The sequence below is a fragment of the Reyranella sp. genome, assembly GCF_965279465.1.
Taxonomy (GTDB): Bacteria; Pseudomonadota; Alphaproteobacteria; order Reyranellales; family Reyranellaceae; genus Reyranella.
In genome coordinates, this window is sequence record NZ_OZ257242.1 from 668,181 (window position 1) to 682,410 (window position 14,230).

Here is a 14,230-nt window from a genome sequence, read left to right on the forward strand (position 1 = left end):
TGCCGGAACCATCAGGCCGAGTGCCAGAATGAATTGGGTTGGAACACGTTGGCAGGCCAGGGAGCGCTGCAATTCAGGACGGGTCATGCCGAAAAACCTGTGAAGGGAGGAAGTGAACAAGTTCAGAGAGGCCTCGCGCAGAGGAACGACGCATCCGGAGGAGTGCGTGGCTGCGCAGTGCATGGTGTGGAGTGCGTGGCGCCGGGCAGGACGCCACGCCGGGAAGCAAGTCAGCTCTTTCACGTCTGGCTTCCCGATGCCTTGTCGGCGCTGCGGGCTTCGTTTTCGCTAACGAGAAGAACGAGGACGAGCACGGCGAAGCCGAGAAAAGCGACCGACGGTGTGAAGTCGAGCCCGCCAAGATCGGCGGCGACGATCGCGACCGCTGCAAGGTTGGCGAGGCCGAGTGGCGTCGCCAGCGTACGACCGAACCGACCGAGGATTGCGCCAGCCGTTTGACCGGCAAGATCGGCAAGGACGTGCACGATCAGAAGGACGACGCGCAGCACAGTGGCAATCGGCGAGAGTAACGTCTCGCCGATATCCACCACTCGGCTTGCCCCCCGCAGGATGGGTGCGGTTGCCTCGCGGGCGACGAAGCGCAGGATGTTGTCCGATCTGCCGAGCCACGCCGTAAAGCCTCGCCAGGCCTGCGGCAAGAAGCTGATACAGATGCCGACGACCAGGCCAAGCTGGCCGCCCGGCCGGCCGGCAACCAGGGCGCCGATGGCGGCGCACAGTATTGCATTCGTTGCAACGGTGACGCCCAGCGTCAAGCCAGGGCCGGGGAGCCTATCTTTCGGAAGCATGGTGGCAATCTCTTCATCGGTTGTTGAGACGTCCGCGTTGCCGCGGAGCCGCGTTGGAGAGGCCACGGATGCGCATGCACCGCAGTCGCTCCAGTGCGAACAGGCAAGCACGGGAACGGTGCTAGGACGTCGCCTTTAGGCTGGCGGCGAACGCGCTTCCCCCGAGCGAAGGGAACAGGAAGTGCTTGCAAGCGCCGACACGACTGGCGGCGGGCCCCTGTTCATGCGGCGACGTGACGACCGGAGCAGCGGGAGTTCTCTGTTGCTCCGTCTGCCGCCCGAGTTCCGTCTGGGCTCGGCCTACAATCGGCATGCAAACGACGGCCGCAACAGCGATACAGGTCGCGATGCGAATGGAAACAGGCATGAGTTCTTGTCCCCTTGAAGTGACGAACGAGCGCGGCTGCGTGAGCCGTGGCTTTCAGTCCTTCAGGGAGAAAGGGGGACCGCGCGGTCGCGGAGGGCCGTCACGGATCCTGGCAGAAGGACGCCGTTCAGCCGGCAGCGACGAGGGCAGCGCCGCCTCGACTGGCGGCAACGATGCGAAATCAGACGAGGGCGAGACCAGCGGTGCCGCGTGAGCCAGACCAAGGCAGCACTCGTGAATGCCGGCCGACGGTACCGGCACCGAAGTCGAGCCACCGCTTTTCTTGTCGCGATCGGGATCGGTGCTTGCGGCATTGCAAAGGACCGACCACAGCACGCTGGCCTTCCCGCTCCGCATTGCAGCGGCATGAGCCAAGGGCTGAAGGAAGTTGAGGGTGACAGCCAACAGCGCGAGGAAAAATGCACTCGCCTGCAGCAACGGGGACCGCGGGGAACTCATCGTCCCACCGGTGCGGATGCAAGGGGGCGCGATGTCCCGGTTGCTGCGCCGAGCGTCCGACCCGTCGACAAGAAGGTGAGCAACTCGAAGGCGAAGGCATCGAGCTTCGCGGTCAGCACCCGATTGGACCGCGTCAACCAATTGTAGCCCATCACCGCCGGCAGCGCGACCGCCAGGCCAATGCCGGTCATGATCAGCGCCTCACCGACCGGCCCCGCGACCTTGTCGAGCATGCCCGAGCCCGACATGCCGATCGCGACCAGCGCATGGTAGACGCCCCACACAGTGCCGAACAGGCCGACGAAAGGCGCGGTTGCCCCGATGGTGGCAAGCACGGTGAGGCCGTTCTCGAGCGACGTCGTTTCCTCGTCGAGCACCTTTGTGATCGTGCGCGTCAGGAACTCCTGCTCGCTGCCCGCCTCGTCGAGTTTCCCGGCGCCGAACTTCGCGTGATGCGACCGGGCGTGCAGCGAATGCGCGACCAGATGACCGAAGGGCTCACGTACGCCGCGAGCGTCGATCTCCTTCTGCACCGCCTCGAGCGAGGTGGCGTTCCAGAAGAAGGCGAGGAACATCGCGCTACGCCGCCGCTGGACAATCTGGGCGATCGTCTTGGACACGATCAGGTACCAGGCAATGATCGACATCATGCCCAGCACGCCGAGCAGCACCCTCGCCACGCCATCGGTATTGGCGAGGAAGTGCGCGAAGCCCAGCGCCGAGCCATCACCCATGGACAGATGCCCCGCCCTGCCTGGGTGCCGGGTTGAGGACGACCGAGGGCGGCAGGGCGTCGGGCGGTGCGGCAACCGTCTCGACTAGGGACAGGCGCTGCACGCCGTAAGCGACCCCGTCCAGATGGCCATACAGTGTCATCTCCATCTGCGGAGCAAACGCATAGAGCCGTGCGGTAGGACTGGGGGCGACGGCAAAGTGACCGGCAGGTTGGCATTCCCACAGGTGGGGACGCCGTTGCAAGGCATGGCGCACAGAGCGTACTTGCGCCACGCCTCGCCCACCGGCCGTGTCAGTGCTTGCGCTCATCGGGCGAACCCCCTATCGCCGTCACTGCAAGCTCGACGTCGAGCTTGCCGGCTTTCTCGAAGACCAGTGTGACCGGAACGCGCGTGCCCTCTTTCAGCGGGCTCTTGAGGCCCATCATCATCAGGTGGAAGCCACCGGGCACCAGCGCGACGGTCGCGCCGGGCGGGATTTCGAGCCCATTGTCGAGTTCGCGCATGCGCATGATGTTGCCGTCCATCTTCATCTCGTGGATCTGCACCTGCGAGGAAGCCGGGCTGCTCGCGGATACCAGCCGGTCCGGCGTCGTGCCCGTGTTGGTGACGGTGAGGAATCCGCCGCCCGCCGGCGCGGTGGGCGGCGTAGCACGCGCCCAGAGACGATCGATCCTTAGGTTGCCCAGCGTGTAGTCGTGCGCCGCCGCCGGAAAAGCCGACAAGGCGATGCAAGGAACGAGCGAGGACGACAGGATCAGGAAATGACGACGCTTCATGACGATTCCTCCTTGTGAAAAGGTGTCAGCGAAATTCGGCTGCGGCGCGCTTGGCAGCTTCGCCGGCCGCATTGATCAGCGGCGCTCGGCGGCCCCGCACCTCCTTGACAAGCCCCTCCCCTGCGCTCTCGGGGCTACCTGAATCGAACGGCGGCGCCGGCGCATGTTCGAGCGTGAGCTGAACGCGGCGAGCGGTCTCCTCGCCGCGCATCGCCGTGCAGAGCGTCAGCCCGAAATCCACGCCGGCCGTCGCGCCAACGCCGGTCATGCGGTTACGATCGGTCACGACGCGCTTGCTCGTCGGCTTGGCGCCCAGCAGCGCGAGGTGCTCGCGCACGTACCAGTGCGACGTCGCCTGGTAGCCACGCAGCAGGCCCGCCGCGCCGAGCACCAGCGAGCCGGTGCAAACGCTGGTGACATAGCGAGCCCGCGCGCCACGATCGGCCACGAAGTCGAGCGTGGCGCGGTCTTCCATCGCCGCCCTTCAGGCCTGGAGAGGGGATGACCGCAGCCGGATTTTCAGAGCATTGCGACAGGGCGGAGATGAAGGCCAACCCGCCACGGGCGACAACGGTCGCCAAGCACATGAAAACAGGCACGATTGGTTTCCTCGTCGACCGACAAATGAATGCGCCACGCTGCAAAGCATGGCGCTATTGATCGCCGCTTGGAGCAAGCAGCGTGTCAGCCTATGGAAGGAGGTCCTCGCGGTCGGCGCGGTCCATCGCGGATGCCAACCGACGATGAAATCTCGTGCGGCAGCGAGGCGGCGAATTTTGTAACGACCGGAGGCACGACAACAAAGGCCAGCGATGGCAGGGCCAGCGGGACCGCGTGCGCGAGACCGAGACAACAGTCGTGTGCCAGATGAGTATCGGGAGAGGCTGGAGTGGGCTTGCGCTCAGGGTCTGCCGTGGTCTCTTGGCACAAGACGCGCCACAACGCGCCAGGCGCGCCATCGCGCATCAGCGCGCCATGGATCACAGGCTGCAGAAAGTTGAGCGTGACGGCGAACAGCGCGGCCAATAAGGCCAGCGCCTTTCCTGAACCGTCCTTTCCCCCGTACATCATTCGATTGTGGCGAAGCATGCCGCAATCGGCAAGGCCAGCTCTTCGGGTGGAAGGGCCGACGTGCCTTGTAGACGAAACTCGGGAAGCCATAGGTGACGCTCTCGGATGCATGGATGCCACGCATCTCTTGGAGCCAGCCTGGCGCTTGCCTTGCCCTCTCGTAGGAAAGAGGCCGGTATTGAGGATCGTCCACAGCGGTACTTTGCCGAACTCACTGGTGACGATGCGCGCCCTGGCATTTATGCGGCGCAGGGGGGACATCATGACCCAAGATCGTCCGCGGAGACGAGGTCCGCCTTGTTGATCACGATCACATCCGCGAACGCGGCTTGCTCAACCAGCAGGTCCACAACCGTCCGGACGAAATTGGCTTGAGCGGTCTGTCCACGATCGCCGCCACCGGCATCAGCTCAGAGACGCCAGTCGATTTATCCATTCGAAGCAGACCGAGCCGCCAGTCAGCACTGGCTCAAGTCAGAATTTTTGCGTCAAGCCGACGTAGAAGGTGCGGCGCAAGCCGTACTGCGGGGCACCCACTCCCACGCCCGAGCCGTCGCGCAGCTGATAGGACGTGTCGAATATGTTTACAGCGTCGAAGCGAACCTGTGTCCCGCGCGTTCCCGGGATCGGGATTTTCTGCGCCAGCGACAGATTGACGACGGAGTAAGTGCTGTTGGCCTGGTCATTGGGAGTGACCACCGTCTTGCGAAGACCGGTGCCGTAGAGCATGTCGGCCGAGATCCGTGTCGCCCAATCGGAGCCGTAGTTGAACGTGTAGGCCGCACCGGCCGAAGCCGTCCAGCTCTGGTTATGGTCCAGATAGATCCAATTGTTCTGGGTGAAGGCGAGCTCTTCCGGATCGAAGTTGAACTGGGCCGAGTTGATCTGGTAGCCCTGCGCCATCGACCAGGCGAGATTGCCGTACAGCGACCAAGGGCCTTGGTCGTAGCTCGCCGTCAGCTCGATGCCCTTCACTTCGGATTGCGCGTAGTTGAAGGAGGTGAGGATGATCGGCGCGCCGAACTGGCCTTCGTCCAGGACGTTGGTGATCTGCTTGTAATAGGCATCGACGCCGATTTTCAGCCCATCCAGCGGACGTACCTCGAAACCCACATCGAAGTAGTTCTGGCGTTCGGCCCGAACCGGATCGTTTTGAAGCAATGGGGATGCTGCCGTAGTTCCAAGCGACGCTGCAATCGCGCCATTGTTGACCTGTGACAGCGGCGCTGGCGTGAAGTAGCGCGAGTAGCCTGCATGGGCGGTGAAGTAGTCGTTGGGCTGCCACACCACATTCACGCGCGGACTGAGCTGATTCTCGGAGACGATGCCGCTGAATTGGTCGAAGCGCAGGCCGAAGTTCAGGGTGAGCGACGGCAAAATGCGCCACTCATCCTGGACATAGACGCCGAACATCCAACCAACGTTGTCGGCCCCGGTAACGATGCCAATAGGATTGTCGCTGGTCGGCTCGCCGTCGGCGTCGACCGGCAGGACCTGTGCATTGTTGCGGTCGGTGGAGTGCTCGCGCTGCACGAGGAAGCCGCCGCGCACCGTGTGGTTAGGGGCAGCCTTCCAGCTGCCGTCGCCCTGCACGCCTATGGCGAGATTGGTACGCTTGGCCCACGGAGCGACCCCGTTGTACATCAGGTCGCCAAAGGGATCGGGATTGTAGCTCAGCTCGGAATAGCGGGTGAAGCCGGAGAGCTGCCAGTCGACCGACTGAGTGTGCTTCTGCAGCGAGACCATGCCGAAGTACGTGCTCTCCCACTGCCGTGCATTGAGCAGAGAGCTGTTCAGGTCGGTCGCGCCCGCCACCGCGAAGCTCGGAAACTGGCCGGGATTGTTGGGAATTTGGAAGCGCGCATTGGATCCGCCGACGATGAGGCTGACGCGCGTCTGCTCGTCGATGATGCCGGTGACCTTGCCCAGCGCATGCCACTGGTCGGTGTCATCATGGATCGGCATGTCCGATGCCGTCGGGTTTTCGATCCCGACGCCATTGTGCAGGAACTGGCCGGTCGCAAAGTAGTCGATTGCGCCGGACCGGCCGCCATATGTGAATGAGGGCTGCAGGAAATTGCGGCTGCCCCCTGTCATCGTGGCTTCGGCTCCTGGATTGCTGGTACCGGACTTGAGTTCGATGTCGACGATGCCGGCCGTCCGGAAACCGTACTGTGCCGGCAGGGCGCCCGTGATCAGGGACATGTTGCGGGCATACTGGGTGGTGAGAGCATTGGTGAACAGCGAGAGGCCTTCCGGCAGCTGAACGCCGTCCAAGCGGTACTGCAGGTTGCCGTGGTCGCCGCGCACATGGACCTGCCCGAAGCTGTCCTGCACAACGCCCGGTGCGCGCAGCAACACCTGATTGATCGCCGATTGATCGCCGAGCGGCACGGTCGCGATGACGGCCGGCGTGAATTCATAGCGAGAGGCCCCGAGGCTGGGTTGGATCGAGCTACGGGCGTCATCCAGCTGTGTCGCGGTGACTGTGATGCTCGGAAGCTGCGTCCCAGGTGCTTGAGCCGGCGGCGTTTGCGCCAAGGCAGGGAGCGGAACCACACCCGCGCACAGTACCGATGCATGACGAAGCCACCGCATTCCCCAACCTCCAACTTGGAGATAACGTTATATCGTAACGTTTTCGCCGTCAATGATTGTGGCGGAAGCTTGTTGAAGAGCGGCTTGGCCGAACCATTTGCGGGTCGCCGCGAGCGAGAACTCAGTGGCACTCCGAGGGAGGCGGTGGCCGCTTCCGGCGGGACGGCAGCCTGCGATCTCAGTCGATTCAAAGAAGAGAGTTGATTGGCGACTTCAGGATTGCGGCCAACGGCGCGGCCGTCCCCTACGGTCTACGATATCGCCGCCAACGAGGGATGCACCTGGGACTGCATCGAGCACGCAGGCTCTCGTTCATCATCCAGAACTGCGGGGCAAGCCGCTGCTGCTTACAAGGTGATCATCCAGCTCATCGCCGTCTTCAAGATCCGATACGATGACTTCCCCCTGGATTGGAAGCACCCTATCCTTCCGATCCAAAGCACTTGACCGGGCATTGTCAAAAACTCGATGCAGCCATAGAGCACCAAGCCCTAAGACTCGGACGTACGACAAGCATCCCCATTCTGCTCCGCCGTGGAACAGAAACCGAGATCACTAGACCGCTGGCCACTTGAAATAGACGAGCTTGAGAGAATGGCGCGCCCGAAGAGATTCGAACTCCTAGCCTTCTGATTCGTAGTCAGATGCTCTATCCAGTTGAGCTACGGGCGCACAGCCGGAGGCCCTGGATGTCAGGTCTCCGGCGAAGAGGGGCGGACCATAATGAAACTGTGCCCACCTTGCAAGAGAGCCCGACGATTCATCGCATATCCCTGCCAAGTCGCTCTTTTCCTTCACAAATCGCCGATTTTGCTTCAGGTTTGTTTCCCGTGGCATGACGACTCATTGGCCTTGTGGAGGCCGGTGTCGCGGTGTCGTCGGCACAAGGAAGCACATACCGATGGCGCCTAGCAGATGTCGCCGAGGCAGTTTCGAGGCCATGTATGGCGGTAAGGCTCTCATGGTCCGTTTCCGGGTCGGCGGCAGTCGTTCTCGTCCGGTGCGATCCGGGCGGATTGCCAGGATAGGGCGTCCAGGTTCGGCCGAGCGCCGTGCCACGCTGAGCCTGCTCCGCACGTTCGCGGCCGTCGTGCTGGCTCTGACCGTCGCCGGCACTGCGACTGCGCAGGTAGCCGCCCTGTCCGACAACGACCGCGCGGCAATCCGGGACATCATCGGCAAGCAGGTCGAGGCCTTCCGCCGCGATGACGGCGATGCCGCCTTCGGCTTCGCCTCGCCGATGATCCGGGGCATGTTCGGCAGCGCCGACATCTTCATGGACATGGTGCGCCAAGGCTACCAGCCGGTGTACCGCCCGCGCGCGTTCGAGTTCCGCGAGATCGTCGAGCTCGACGGCCAGCCGACGCAGAAGGTGCATGTGATCGGCCCTGACGGACGGCCGGTCACCGCGTTCTATCCGATGACGCAGCTGCCCGACGGCAGCTGGCGCATCAACGGCTGCTACCTCGAGGCCCCGGACGAGCACCAGGCCTGAAGCGCCAATTGCCGTGAACCAAGCGCTGTGAACAAGGTCTCGCCCAGGGTGCTGGCGTTGCTGGCAACGCTCACGCTCGTCTGGGGCACCAACTGGCCGCTGTTCGCCATCGCGCTACGCGAGATGCCGGTCGCGACCTTTCGCACCTTCGTGCTGAGCGCCGCGATCCTGACGCTCTGGCTCGTGATGCGCCTGCGCGGCGCGTCCTTCGCCGTCGCCAAGGGACGCTGGCCGCATCTCATTGCCGCGTCGATGTTGAACATCACCATATGGAACATCGCGACCTCGCTTGCCGTGCTTTACCTCCCGTCGGGCCACGCCTCGGTGCTGTCCTACACCATGCCGCTGTGGGTGGCGCTGATCGGCTTCGTCGTCTTCCGTCAACCGCTGACCGGCCGGCTGCTGCTCGCCATCCTGATCGGCGCGGCAGCGGTGGCGGCACTGATGGTGCCCAACTTCGCCAGCTACGCGAATGCCCCGCAGGGCCTGTTCTGGGGCCTCTGCGCCGGCTTCTGCTGGGCGATCGGCACCTTCGTCATGAAGCGCACGAGCTGGCCGGGCATGGGCCTGTCGCTTACCTTCTGGCAGATCGTCGCCTCGTGGCCGCCGATCGCGCTTGGCATGGTCGTGCTCGACGGCTGGCCGAAGGAGATGCCCTCGACCGCGGCGATCCTCGCCACCGTCTATACCGGCGCGATCCCGATGGCGCTCGGCACGGCGACGTGGTTCACGCTGGTCAAGCTCCTGCCGACCCAGGTCGCGGCACTGTCTTCGATCGCGATCCCGATCCTCGCCGTGATCAGCGGCGTGATCGCGCTTCACGAACCCTTATCCTGGCTGCAGGCGATCGCGATCGGCTCGACCGTGATCTCGCTGTGGCTCGCACTGGTGCCGCAGCGGAGCGCTGGATAGAATTGGAATAGCAATCAACGAGCGACAATCGCGATTCCAAGGCGCAGGCTCATCGCGACCTCGGGCGCATTGACGCCGGCCTCGGCCCGCTCGGAGCGCTGGCTGAAACCGTCACCCTGCCGTTCGAGAATGGCGAGCTTCGTGCGTTATCACCTCGCCAACATCCCGTTCGGCGACATCGATCCCGACACCTGGACGGTCGAGGTCAAGGGCAAGGTGAACAAGCCGCTGAAGCTCAAGCTCGCCGAGCTGAACCGCATGCCATCTTTCGAGCTGGTCGCGGCGAACCAGTGCTCGGGCAACTCGCGCGGCTTCTCCAACCCGCGCGTGGCGGGCGGCCCGTCGGGCAACGGCGCGATGGGCATCCCGACCCGCCCTGCGTCGTGCGTTCAGACGTTCGGCGTCATTCGACGGCGCCGGCTGCAAGTGTCGATCCACGTCCTCTCGCAACGCGCCCGCGATCGGGTTCGGGCCCCAGCTCGTGGGCAGCCCGCTGATGCCCGCGAAGCTCCAGCCGCCGCGTCGCTGCCAATGCCGCCGGCCACCACGACAGCATCGAAGGCGTTGCGCGCGCGGAGCGTGCGGACGGCGTCAATGTTGCCGTGAATGTCCGAGAGGCCGAGTAGCTTCATCGCCCAAGGCGCACCTCTACGCCACGCGCGCGGCCAGCACGGCCAGGCCTGTCGACTGCCTTGGCTGTCGACCATCATGACGCCCGCGATGCCGCCGGCCGCCACGCCGCAGATCAGCGTGCTCACGCCTTGACCGCGTCGACGTCCTTGCCGGCAGGCCACGCCCGAGCCCGAGACGAGGGCCCCAGTGCCGCCACTCCGAGGAACCGTCGCATCGTTGCCTCCTGCATGTTGTCTCTCTGGGCGAGACCGCAGAGGATGATCGCCATGAGCCTGGGCGGAATCTGCAATCTCGATTACACAGTTCTCCTGTGCGGCAAAATGCCGGAAACGCGTGCGTTCTATCGCGACGTCATGAAGTTCCCGGTCGAGACCGATCGCGAGAATTGGGTCAGCTTCCGCGTCGGCGCTGTGCTCCTGACCTTGCGGCCGCGCGGCGCCTGGAGCGTCTGCGACGACGGGAAGACGGTGCCCGGATCGTCCGCCGTCCAGCTCGCCTTTCGCGTCTCGCTGCCCGCGGTCGACGCCTGCCACGCGGAGCTGCTCGCCAGGGGCGTGCCGATCTTGCGTGGCCCGACCGACCTGCCCGACTGGCGCCACCGCACGCTCTTCTTTCGCGATCCCGAGGACAACATCATCGAGATCTACGCGGAGTATTGACTACCGTTGTCCCGCCTGCCGCGCGATCCATCGGGGCATTGTAGCCCGAGCCCCTTTGAGCGATTCAGCCTCTTGCCGCCTTGGCCCTCTCGAACGCCGCCAGGCGCTCGGTGAACTTGCCGTCGACGCGAGTGGCTTCGGCGGCGATTTTCGGCCTGGGCAGGTCCTCGAACAGGTGGCAGGCGACACGATGGCCCGCACCGGCGTCGCGCAGCTGGGGCTCCTCGGTCTTGCAGCGTGCCACGGCGTGCTGGCAGCGGGTGTGGAAGCGGCAACCGGACGGTGGATTGAAGGGGCTCGGCACGTCGCCCGACAGCATGATGCGGTCGATGTGGGTGGTCGGGTCGGGCCGCGGGATCGCCGACAGCAGCGCCTGCGTGTAGGGGTGCAGCGGCCGGGCGTAGAGCGTTTTCTTGTCGGCGATCTCGACCAGCTTGCCGAGATACATCACCGCGACCCGGTCGCTGATGTGCTTCACCACGGCCAGATCGTGGGCGATGAACAGGTAGCTGAGGCCGAAGCGGCGCTGCAGGTCCTGCAGCAGGTTGACGATCTGGGCCTGGATCGAGACGTCGAGGGCGGAGACCGGCTCGTCGCACACGATCAGGTCGGGATTGACCGCCAGTGCACGGGCGATGCCGATGCGCTGGCGCTGGCCGCCGGAGAACTGGTGCGGGTAGCGGCTGGCGTGCTCGGGCAGCAGGCCGACGACCTGGAGCAGCTCGCGCACGCGCGCGGTGCGCGAGGCGGTATCGCCGATCTCGTGCACGTTGAGCGGCTCGGCCAGGATCTCGCCCACCGTCATGCGGGGATTGAGCGAGGCGTAGGGGTCCTGGAAGATGATCTGCATGTGGCGGCGCATGCGCCGCAAGGTCTGCTTGTCGAGGCCGGCGATTTCCTCGCCCTTGAAACGCACCGAGCCTGCCGTCGGGTCCATCAGGCGCAGGATGAGGCGGCCGGTGGTCGACTTGCCGCAGCCCGATTCGCCCACGAGCGCCAGCGTCTCGCCGCGCGCGATCTCGAAGCTCACATCCTCGACCGCGCGCACCAGCCCGACCAGCTTGCGCCGGACCACGCCGCGCGTGATCGGGAAATGCTTCACCAGGCCATCGACCTGAAGGACGGGGACAGCGGGTGTCGCGCTCATGCCGCCATCTCCACCGGAGCCTTCCAGCAAGCCACCCTGTGGCCGGGTCCGATGTCGCGCAGCGGCGGCGGCTCGGCGGCGCAGCGCTTGTCGGAGAACGGGCAGCGCGGCGAGAAGCGGCAGCCTCTGGGTTGGCGGTCGGCGCCGGGCACCGTGCCCTCGATGGTCGAAAGCCGCTCGCGATCGACATCGAGACGTGGGATCGAGCCCAGCAGCCCGATCGTGTAGGGATGCTGCGGATCGGCGAACAGCGCGGCGACCGGCGCGCTCTCGACGATCTTGCCCGCGTACATCACCACCACCTCGTCGGCGACCTCGGCGATGACGCCGAGATCGTGGGTGATGATCAGCATCGCCATGCCGAGACGTTTGCGCAGGTCGGTCAGCAGCTCGAGGATCTGCGCCTGGATGGTGACGTCCAGCGCCGTCGTGGGCTCGTCGGCGATCAGCAGCGCGGGCTCGCAGGAGAGCGCCATGGCGATCATCACCCGCTGGCGCATGCCGCCCGACAGGCGGTGCGGATAGTCGTCGAACCGCGCCGCCGCCGAGGGGATGTGCACCAGCTCGAGCATCTCGATCGCGCGCTCCTTGGCCTTCTGCGGCGACAGCTGGGTGTGGGCCAGGATGCCCTCGACGATCTGCCGGCCGATCGTATGGACCGGGTTGAGCGACGTCATCGGCTCCTGGAAGATCATCGACATCTTGCCGCCGCGCAGCCTGCGTCGCTCGTCGGGCGAGAGGCCGAGCAGGTCGCGGCCCTCGAACCGGATCGAGTCGCCCTCGACCGTGCCGGGCGGGCTTGCGACCAGGCCCATGATCGAGAGCGAGGTCACGCTCTTGCCGCAGCCCGATTCGCCGACCAGACCGACCGTCTGGCCGCGGCCGACGGTGAAGTCGATGCCGTCGACCGCGCGGAACAGGCCGCGGTCGGTGCGGAAGTGGGTCCGCAGGCCGCGGACTTCGAGAAGCGGCTCCATCAGAAGGAGTAGTCCAGGCCCTTGTAGAAGGTATTCTGGTAGAGCATGTGCGGCCGCACGCCCTTCAGCTTCTTCGAGCTGGTGACGTACATGGCGACGTTCATCACCGGCATCCAGAGATGCTCCTCGGTGACCCTCTGCTGGGCGAGCGCATAGAACTTGGCGCGGTCCGCCTCGGTCAGCGCCGCCTTGCCCTTGCGCAGCAGATCGTCGGTCTGCGGGTCGTTCCAGTTCATGCGGTTGGGTGCCGGCATGTTCTTCGAATCGAAGTAGAAGTTCAGGAGGTCACCCGCCGACATGTAGGGGAAGGTGACGGTCCACAGGTCGAAGTCCTGCTTGCCCATTTCCGCCGGGGCGATCGTGCTGTCGAAGCCGATGATCTTCCAGTCGACGCCGATCTTGCGCATGTAGCCCTGGATCGCCTCGGACACGCGCGGAAAGTAGGCGACCTGGGTGAACAGCACGCGCGGCGCCAACTTCACGCCGTCCTTCTCGCGGATGCCGTCACTGCCGACCTTCCAACCGGCCTCGTCGAGCAGCTTTTTCGCCCGCTCGACGTCCTCCTTGATGATCCCGTTGGTCGCCTCGGCGAAATCGAGCGCCTTGGGGTCGACGAAGGTGTAGGCCGGATGGGCCTGGCCAAGCATGATGCCCTTGACGATCTCGGCACGGTTGATGGCGATGTTCATCGCCTCGCGCACGCGCTTGTCGGCGACCATCGGCCGGGTCGTCTTGTAGCCGTAGTACATCAGCTGAAAATTCGGCACCGCCTCCTGGACGTTGAGGGTGGGCGAGGCCTTGACCTGCTGGATGAACTGCAGCGGGATCTGGTGCGTGACGTCGAACTGCCCGCCCATCATGGCCGCGACCCGGCTCGAATCCTCGGGCACGATCTTGATCGAGAGCCGCTCGAAATTCACGGGGCCCTTGTTCTTGTAGAGCGACGGCCCCCACTTGTAGGCGGCGTGGCGCTTCAGCACGATCTCGGTGCGCGGCTGCCACGAGTCGAAGCACCACGGGCCGGTGCCGTCGATCGCCTTGACCCCGTAGTCCTTGCCCAGCGCCTCGACGCTCTCCTTGTTGTGGATTGCCGTCGTGAACATGGTGAGGTTGAGCAGCAAGTCCGAGAACGGCTCGTTCAGCTCGTACTCGACGGTATAGGGATCGACGGCGCGGATGTCCTTCAGGTTGCCCGCGCGCCAGGCGAGCGGCGCCTTGAGCTCGGCGCTCGTCAGCCGCTTGAAGCTGTAGACCACGTCGTCGGCGGTGAACTTCTTGCCGCTGCAGAACGACACGTCGTCGCGCAGCTTGAAGGTGTAGAGCTTTCCGTCGGGGGTGACGGTCCACGACTTGGCGAGATAGGGGACCGGGGTCTTGCCATCCCAATCCATCGCCACCAGCGTGTCCTGGAACATGTTGACGATGTCGGAGGTCGGCGACCAGGTCGTGCGCGCCCCATCGTAGTGCGGCGCATCGAGCGACTTCATCATGCGCAGGGTCTGCGCCTCCGCCGCCTGCGATAGTGCGGCAACGCCAAGCAACGCAACGAGATTGGTCCAACGGTTACGCATCGCTGTTTCCTCGCCTATA

At 64.8% G+C, this 14,230-nt stretch carries 15 protein-coding genes and 1 tRNA gene; 5 read left to right on the forward strand and 11 right to left on the reverse strand.

Annotation, left to right across the window (positions count from 1 at the left end; genetic code table 11):
- Nucleotides 1–239 precede the first annotated feature (239 nt).
- From ACQY8M_RS03300 to ACQY8M_RS03320, 5 genes are all read right to left on the reverse strand, one after another.
- A complete protein-coding gene (locus tag ACQY8M_RS03300) occupies nucleotides 240–776 on the reverse strand; it encodes a hypothetical protein (RefSeq protein WP_428669059.1) in 537 nt (178 codons plus the stop codon).
- 454 nt (nucleotides 777–1,230) lie between these two features.
- Entirely contained in the window at nucleotides 1,231–1,635 is a 405-nt protein-coding gene (locus ACQY8M_RS03305; protein ID WP_428669060.1) for a DUF2946 family protein, read from the reverse strand.
- Nucleotides 1,632–2,369, reverse strand: a complete 738-nt coding sequence (locus ACQY8M_RS03310) for a MotA/TolQ/ExbB proton channel family protein (protein WP_428669061.1) — start codon at nucleotides 2,367–2,369, stop codon at nucleotides 1,632–1,634. The genes ACQY8M_RS03305 and ACQY8M_RS03310 overlap by 4 nt, the downstream gene beginning before the upstream one ends.
- A 293-nt stretch (nucleotides 2,370–2,662) precedes the next feature.
- A complete protein-coding gene (locus ACQY8M_RS03315; protein WP_428669062.1) occupies nucleotides 2,663–3,148 on the reverse strand; it encodes a copper chaperone PCu(A)C in 486 nt (161 codons plus the stop codon).
- 25 nt (nucleotides 3,149–3,173) lie between these two features.
- Nucleotides 3,174–3,623, reverse strand: a complete 450-nt coding sequence (locus ACQY8M_RS03320) for a DJ-1/PfpI family protein (RefSeq protein WP_428669063.1) — start codon at nucleotides 3,621–3,623, stop codon at nucleotides 3,174–3,176.
- Between the two features lie 26 nt (nucleotides 3,624–3,649).
- Between ACQY8M_RS03320 and ACQY8M_RS03325 the strand changes: the two genes are divergently transcribed.
- Complete coding sequence (locus ACQY8M_RS03325) at nucleotides 3,650–3,808, forward strand: hypothetical protein (RefSeq protein ID WP_428669064.1); 159 nt, start codon at nucleotides 3,650–3,652, stop codon at nucleotides 3,806–3,808.
- Between the two features lie 24 nt (nucleotides 3,809–3,832).
- Here ACQY8M_RS03325 and ACQY8M_RS03330 read toward each other — a convergent pair whose 3' ends face one another.
- The 3 genes from ACQY8M_RS03330 to ACQY8M_RS03340 all read right to left on the reverse strand — a co-directional run bounded on the left by ACQY8M_RS03330 (nucleotide 3,833) and on the right by ACQY8M_RS03340 (nucleotide 7,489).
- The gene (locus ACQY8M_RS03330; RefSeq protein WP_428669065.1) at nucleotides 3,833–4,237 is read right to left on the reverse strand and encodes a DUF2946 domain-containing protein; all 405 of its coding nucleotides are present in this window, start codon (nucleotides 4,235–4,237) and stop codon (nucleotides 3,833–3,835) included.
- Nucleotides 4,238–4,693: 456 nt separating this feature from the next.
- Nucleotides 4,694–6,817 carry a TonB-dependent receptor gene (locus tag ACQY8M_RS03335; protein WP_428669066.1) on the reverse strand — a complete coding sequence of 708 codons (2,124 nt, stop codon included), beginning with the start codon at nucleotides 6,815–6,817 and terminating at the stop codon, nucleotides 4,694–4,696.
- Between the two features lie 595 nt (nucleotides 6,818–7,412).
- Nucleotides 7,413–7,489: transfer RNA gene (locus ACQY8M_RS03340), tRNA-Arg, on the reverse strand.
- Between the two features lie 418 nt (nucleotides 7,490–7,907).
- Between ACQY8M_RS03340 and ACQY8M_RS03345 the strand changes: the two genes are divergently transcribed.
- The 4 genes from ACQY8M_RS03345 to ACQY8M_RS03360 all read left to right on the forward strand — a co-directional run bounded on the left by ACQY8M_RS03345 (nucleotide 7,908) and on the right by ACQY8M_RS03360 (nucleotide 10,516).
- Nucleotides 7,908–8,312, forward strand: a complete 405-nt coding sequence (locus ACQY8M_RS03345) for a DUF4864 domain-containing protein (RefSeq protein ID WP_428669067.1) — start codon at nucleotides 7,908–7,910, stop codon at nucleotides 8,310–8,312.
- A gap of 27 nt (nucleotides 8,313–8,339) precedes the next feature.
- Nucleotides 8,340–9,224 (forward strand): DMT family transporter, encoded by an 885-nt coding sequence (locus ACQY8M_RS03350; protein WP_428669068.1) that lies wholly within the window; start codon nucleotides 8,340–8,342, stop codon nucleotides 9,222–9,224.
- A gap of 141 nt (nucleotides 9,225–9,365) precedes the next feature.
- The gene (locus tag ACQY8M_RS03355) at nucleotides 9,366–9,830 is read left to right on the forward strand and encodes a molybdopterin-dependent oxidoreductase (protein WP_428669069.1); all 465 of its coding nucleotides are present in this window, start codon (nucleotides 9,366–9,368) and stop codon (nucleotides 9,828–9,830) included.
- Nucleotides 9,831–10,123: 293 nt separating this feature from the next.
- Entirely contained in the window at nucleotides 10,124–10,516 is a 393-nt protein-coding gene (locus tag ACQY8M_RS03360; protein ID WP_428669070.1) for a VOC family protein, read from the forward strand.
- A gap of 64 nt (nucleotides 10,517–10,580) precedes the next feature.
- Here ACQY8M_RS03360 and ACQY8M_RS03365 read toward each other — a convergent pair whose 3' ends face one another.
- Genes ACQY8M_RS03365 through ACQY8M_RS03375 form a run of 3 tightly spaced genes read right to left on the reverse strand, consistent with a single transcriptional unit; the run spans nucleotide 10,581 to nucleotide 14,211 of the window.
- Complete coding sequence (locus tag ACQY8M_RS03365) at nucleotides 10,581–11,663, reverse strand: ABC transporter ATP-binding protein (protein ID WP_428669071.1); 1,083 nt, start codon at nucleotides 11,661–11,663, stop codon at nucleotides 10,581–10,583.
- Nucleotides 11,660–12,640 (reverse strand): ABC transporter ATP-binding protein, encoded by a 981-nt coding sequence (locus ACQY8M_RS03370; RefSeq protein WP_428669072.1) that lies wholly within the window; start codon nucleotides 12,638–12,640, stop codon nucleotides 11,660–11,662. Before ACQY8M_RS03370 ends, ACQY8M_RS03365 begins: the two co-directional genes overlap by 4 nt.
- Entirely contained in the window at nucleotides 12,640–14,211 is a 1,572-nt protein-coding gene (locus ACQY8M_RS03375) for an ABC transporter substrate-binding protein (protein ID WP_428669073.1), read from the reverse strand. The genes ACQY8M_RS03370 and ACQY8M_RS03375 overlap by 1 nt, the downstream gene beginning before the upstream one ends.
- Nucleotides 14,212–14,230: the final 19 nt, after the last annotated feature.